The 3129-nt window shown below is 40.4% G+C and carries 3 protein-coding genes and 2 pseudogenes; 2 read left to right on the forward strand and 3 right to left on the reverse strand.

The window, feature by feature from the left end; genetic code table 11:
- The 3 genes and pseudogenes from ABZB17_RS21770 to ABZB17_RS21780 form a co-directional block, all read right to left on the reverse strand.
- Positions 1-226 (reverse strand): annotated as a pseudogene (locus ABZB17_RS21770) (hypothetical protein); the annotation flags it as partial.
- Positions 227-231: 5 nt separating this feature from the next.
- Complete coding sequence (locus ABZB17_RS21775) at positions 232-510, reverse strand: ATP-dependent Clp protease adaptor ClpS (RefSeq protein ID WP_372653639.1); 279 nt, start codon at positions 508-510, stop codon at positions 232-234.
- On the reverse strand, positions 507-1955 hold the full coding sequence (locus ABZB17_RS21780; RefSeq protein WP_372653642.1) for a hypothetical protein: 1449 nt from the start codon (positions 1953-1955) through the stop codon (positions 507-509). Before ABZB17_RS21780 ends, ABZB17_RS21775 begins: the two co-directional genes overlap by 4 nt.
- Before the next feature lie 154 nt (positions 1956-2109).
- On the opposite strand from ABZB17_RS21780, the gene bcp reads away from it, so the two are divergent.
- On the forward strand, positions 2110-2574 hold the full coding sequence (gene bcp, locus ABZB17_RS21785; RefSeq protein WP_372653644.1) for a thioredoxin-dependent thiol peroxidase: 465 nt from the start codon (positions 2110-2112) through the stop codon (positions 2572-2574).
- 36 nt (positions 2575-2610) lie between these two features.
- Positions 2611-3129, forward strand: a pseudogene (locus tag ABZB17_RS21790) (DNA recombination/repair protein RecA); the annotation flags it as partial.

Raw genomic sequence — 3129 nt, forward strand, 5'->3', positions numbered from 1 at the left:
GCGATTTAAAAAAGTAGTAAATCATAGCAGGTGCAAGAATAAGGACTGTGGCCAGTGTAATAAAACCGACAAGTGTTCCGTATTCGGCAAATGCCACATACACTGCTCCTCCTAAAAGAAGAAAACCGCCAATTCCGGCGATGGTAACTCCCGGGATCACTGCAAACTCGATAAGCAATAGTAGCAGGCCGAGAAGAATAAGCAAAATAATAGCAAGAATGCTCATATGTTTTAATCAATAGTTGCGTTTAATTCACGTTCGATCAATGCATCTTTCAGTGGCTTTAGTGCATCAAAAGCTCCTTTTTTTACATCGCATTTGCCTTTGTAATGCACCAGCATTGTACATTGTGTAGCCTGCTCGTAACCATGTTTGCAAATGTCAATCAAAGCATCAATAACATAATCGAATGTGTGCACATCGTCGTTGTGCAAAGTCAGGAAATTCTCTTCAACAACTCCTTCTCTGAAATCCCCTTTTGGGATCTTTTTTGTCTCTTTCTGCGTCATTTGTCGTTTGCAATTTCTTTAGCTTCACTCAAAGTTATTCTTTTTCTGTTAAAATACGGCACAACATAGGCATCTTCTACACCTTCTCTACGCACTTGTTCCTGCATTTTTACTGCATCGTCGTAGTTTGTAAGGTTTCCTGTAGTGTATACCACAATGCCTTTTTCGTCGGTGTAATTCTCAATTTTACGAATATAGGATAACTTGTCGAATAATCGTTTTACATAGGGTGGTAATCCACGGCTATAGGCGCCCAACTGTATTTTATAAATCAGTTCATCTTCTGTTGTTTCTTCGGTTTTGCTACTTGTTGTTCTTGTTATCGGTGCAACTGATGGCGCCACCAGTATAATCGAATCCGGTTTTTTCGGGACTAACTGAGATTTGTAAGCCGCTAAATACTCATCGGCCTGTTTGCGGAATGCCTGTATTTCTTCTAATGAAGCGTTTTGCCAGAACGAATTTTCTTCCTGTTGCGATTTTAACAGCAATTCTTCCGCAGTTGCACGTAGCTGAAAAATACTTGTTTCGTTATCGAGAATTTGTTTTCCCAGTGTTTGTCGTTCGGTGTACGATGTTGTGGCACCGTATTGTTTTCGCAGTATATCTGTATTGCTTATCGTTTGCTCCAGCTCTTCCTGTTTCGCAGTTCCTTCGGTATATAGTTTTAAACCTTTTTTTGTTTTGAAAAACGTAGTGTCGGGATAAGTAATCTCTGCATTCACTACAAAATTTATCGGCTCCGGTAAAATCTCAACTTCGGTTGGTCCCTCAATAACTACCGGATCAGGAATGATTGAATCTGCAATGGTTGAGTCCATCAAAACCGAATCGTGTGCAGCAATAATCTCTGTTGAATCCGAAATGTCAGCAGCGATAACCATATCGCCAATAACCGGGTTAAAAGGTTCCGGTTCTGTTTTACGCGGAACGGCTGCCGGCATAACATCGCTTGCTGCAGTTTCTGCTACTTTTTCTGTTTTGTTATTTTGCTCAAAAGGATTTATTTGTTCTATGCATAGCTCCATTTTTTCTGCAAGTCCAACTTCCTGTGCCGTTGCCTCATCGGTTTTATTACTGAATAATTTATAGTAATTTAATGCTTCCTGAAAACGGTTTTGGGCGTGGTACTGAACACCAATATAAAAGTTTGTCTTTAAAGGCGCTTCGCCCAGACTGCCGTTCAGCAGGTAAATGATTTCGTTGGTTCCGTAATGCCCGTTTTCGGTACGGCAGGCCCCATAATAGTAATTAACCATCAGGTGGTCGGGATTTTCATCCAGCAGCTTTTTCAGAATCAATTCAGCCTCGGCAAAATCGCCTTCTTCGTATAGACGAATGGCTTGCGATAACGGATTTTCCTGGCTAGCTCCAAAAACGCTGTCGGAAGCAAACAAAAAAATAGATAATATTGTTAGTAGTGCTAAAACCTTTCTAAAAATCATATGAAAACCAGTTCTGTTTTATGTTTGTAAAGCTACAAAAAATCAATTTTTTTTTAGAGATTAAATTAAACTGAAGTAGCAGCTAAGATACAGAATTGAGCTGAGATTTATCATTTATTAAACTATATTTGTAAAATTGAATAATTCGTAAGACATGGCAGATTTAAAAGTTGGAGATAAGGCACCGGATTTTGAAGGTAAAAATCAAAATGGAGAGAAGATCGCTCTTAAAGATTTTGCCGGAAAAAAACTGATCCTTTATTTCTATCCGAAAGACAATACTCCCGGTTGCACGGCCGAATCATGTAACTTAAACGACAACTACGACGCGTGGTTGGAAAAAGGTTTTGATGTAATGGGAGTAAGCCCCGACAGTGAAAAATCGCATCAGAAATTTATCGATAAATTTGGGTTCAAATTCAACCTGATTGCCGATACTGGAAAAGAAATTCTGGAAGCTTACGGCGCCTGGGGACTGAAAAAAATGTATGGCAAAGAATACTTGGGCGTTTTACGAAAAACCTTTGTTATTGATGAAAATGGCGTAATCGCCGAAATTTTCGAAAAAGTAAATACAAAAGATCACACAAATCAGATTGTTGAATCGTTAAATCTATAACCTATTCTGAACATGACAAAAGAGGAGAGAGCTCAAATGAACAAGGAGAAGCTGAAAGCGCTTCAGCTGACAATGGATAAAATTGAAAAGAGCTATGGTAAAGGTTCCATTATGCGCATGGGCGATCGCGCCGACGAAGATGTTCCTGCTATTTCGTCAGGATCGATTGCGCTTGACGTAGCATTAGGAGTTGGTGGTTTCCCGAAAGGCCGTGTAATTGAGATTTACGGTCCTGAATCGTCGGGTAAAACAACGCTGGCTATTCATGCCATTGCCGAAGCTCAAAAAGCCGGTGGAATTGCCGCAATTGTAGATGCCGAGCATGCTTTCGATCCGTACTACGCCCGTAAACTGGGTGTTGATATTGATGAACTTTTAATTTCGCAACCCGATAACGGTGAACAGGCTTTGGAAATTACCGATAACCTGATCCGTTCAGGAGCGCTGGATATTGTTGTAATCGACTCGGTTGCTGCATTAACTCCAAAAGCCGAACTGGAAGGCGAAATGGGAGACTCAAAAATGGGACTTCAGGCACGTTTGATGTCGCAGGCA

It is taken from the genome of Draconibacterium sp. (assembly GCF_041583095.1).
In the GTDB taxonomy this organism is placed as follows: domain Bacteria; phylum Bacteroidota; class Bacteroidia; order Bacteroidales; family Prolixibacteraceae; genus Draconibacterium.